The sequence below is a fragment of the Parashewanella hymeniacidonis genome (assembly GCF_016900895.1).
Lineage (GTDB): Bacteria > Pseudomonadota > Gammaproteobacteria > Enterobacterales > Shewanellaceae > Parashewanella > Parashewanella hymeniacidonis.
The window spans coordinates 1-2,249 of record NZ_JAFEUN010000236.1; the positions used below are offsets into that span (position 1 = coordinate 1).

At 38.0% G+C, this 2,249-nt stretch carries 1 protein-coding gene; it reads right to left on the reverse strand.

The features are described from left to right. Positions 1-190: 190 nt before the first annotated feature. Entirely contained in the window at positions 191-1,618 is a 1,428-nt protein-coding gene (ccoG, locus tag JQC92_RS21940; RefSeq protein ID WP_205001655.1) for a cytochrome c oxidase accessory protein CcoG, read from the reverse strand. Between the last annotated feature and the right edge of the window lie 631 nt (positions 1,619-2,249).

Sequence of the window (2,249 nt, forward strand, 5' to 3'; positions counted from 1 at the left end):
TTAAGAAGCTGTTGTGCCGTGTCAGTGGATGCGCATTATAGGGAGATTCTGAAACCGTGCAACCCCTTTTTGAAAGAAAAACACAAAAAAGTGATTGGATGTTTTTTTATTGAACGTTACGTACAAAAAAAGGGCTAAACAGCCCTTTTTTGTACATCTATTACAGATAACTACTGTTTTAAATCACCAATTATGGCGCAAAAAAACGAGTTTCCTGTTCTACAGTGACCTTTTCACCATCTACTTTAGTTGTCACTTCAATATTAAAATCGGTAACCGTTCTGTGAAGGTCTGCTGGGTCAATAGCAATACTAATAGGAAGCGTGAACACCTGACCTGATTCAACAGTTACGGTCTTTGGACCAATCCATTGATAATCGTCAAGCTCAGCAACACTTAATGTATAAGTGTGTTGCTCTTCTGTCTTATTTAATATCTTTAAGGTAAAGGTATTCTCAATCAAACCATCTACGTTTTCACGGTATAGCTGATTTCTATCACGTAAAATATCAATTCGAATTGGCTTAATATGATCAAACGCTAATAAGAACACACCTACCATGGCTACCATAACTAAACCGTATCCGATTAGTTTCGGACGGGCTACACGCTCAATTTTACCTTCAAGCTTGTTTTCCGTGGTGTAGCTGATTAGACCCTTTTCATACCCCATTCTCTCCATTGTAGTATCACAAGCATCTATACAAGCACCACAGTTGATACATTCGTATTGCAGACCATTACGGATATCAATACCAGTAGGACAAACCTGAACACATAAGTCACAGTCGATACAATCGCCTAATCCTAATTCTTTTGGATCAGCTTTGCGTGAACGTGGACCACGTGACTCCCCGCGTGTTGCATCATAGCCTACTATATAGGTGTTCTTATCAAACATCGCTGATTGGAACCGCGCATAAGGGCACATGTGAATACACATGATTTCACGCATCCAACCTGCGTTACCATAGGTAGCAAACATAAAGAACAAGACCCAGAAATAGATCAGCCCAGAAGCTTGTAAGGTAAAGACTTCATAATAGATATCTGTTGTCGGCACGAAATATGACATAAACGTCATCGACGTCAGCAAAGAAAATGATAACCAAGCTGTGTGTTTCGCTGCTTTACGCCAAAGCTTATTAAAGCTCCATGGCATTTTGTCGAGTTTAATACGCTTGTTGCGAGAACCTTCTAGCTTTTCCTCAAACCAAATGAAGATAAAGGTCCAGACCGTTTGCGGACAAGTGTAACCACACCATACCCTTCCGAGATAAGTGGTGACAAAGAATAAACCAAATGCAGCAATCATTAACAAGGCTGCGAGCAATGTTAAATCTTGTGGCCAAATGGTCAGTGCAAAAATATGAAATTTCTGTTGAGCTAAGTCAAAGTATACGGCTTGGCGATCACCCCATGGAATCCATGGCAATAACATGAAGACCAACATGGCAACCCAGCCCATACGACGGCGAACATTAGTCCACAGTCCTTCGACTGCACGAACATAAATTTGGTTACTTGGACTAAACTTATCAGCCTTATGTGCATCTGGCTGATGAATTTTAATGCGTTCGCCTTTGGTGTAATCCTTTTTATGCGTTCCTAAACTCATAGTGTTATAACCTAATCCTGCCCAAGTAAAGCAGGGGATAGTTCTTAGAGAACTTCATTATACCTTTAAAAATTAGGGGCATTCATCCATGTAGATCAAACTTTACTCACAATAGTTAATTATACAATTGTCATTGTGTCATTGAGACTTATCCGTATATTTTGTGATTCAAATCCATTTATCTGTTATAAATTAGTCTTGACTAATATAAATGGAACGTAAACTTAACACTCTCCCTTACACTTTATTAACATTCGTGGATATAATTCTTTCCACTTACATAATTTTACAACAATCACATTTTACCCAGATCACACACTAGCCTTATCCTTTTGCGTACTCAGTCACATATTTCAAATTTTAAACACATTAATCTTGGAAATCTAAATACTAATCCTTATCATTCGCAAAATTTTCACTGGTATAATTGAGATGTTACCTTTCCGTTTGTCTACACTTGCGTTAGCTTGCAGTACTCTTATTTATTTCCCTGCTAATGCTAATGAAATTTGGAACCCATCAAACTTGGGTAACAAATTAAGAGGATAAATCTGAGGAGAAAAGCTTTATTTTTGAGATAATAAGTCGACCAAGACAACTATCAAAATAAAATGGCGATTCTAAACAAAAC

Bases quoted from the DNA above. Each gene is read 5' to 3' on its own strand.
- ccoG (WP_205001655.1), bottom strand. From the start codon at position 1,618: ATGAGTTTAGGAACGCATAAAAAGGATTACACCAAAGGCGAACGCATT.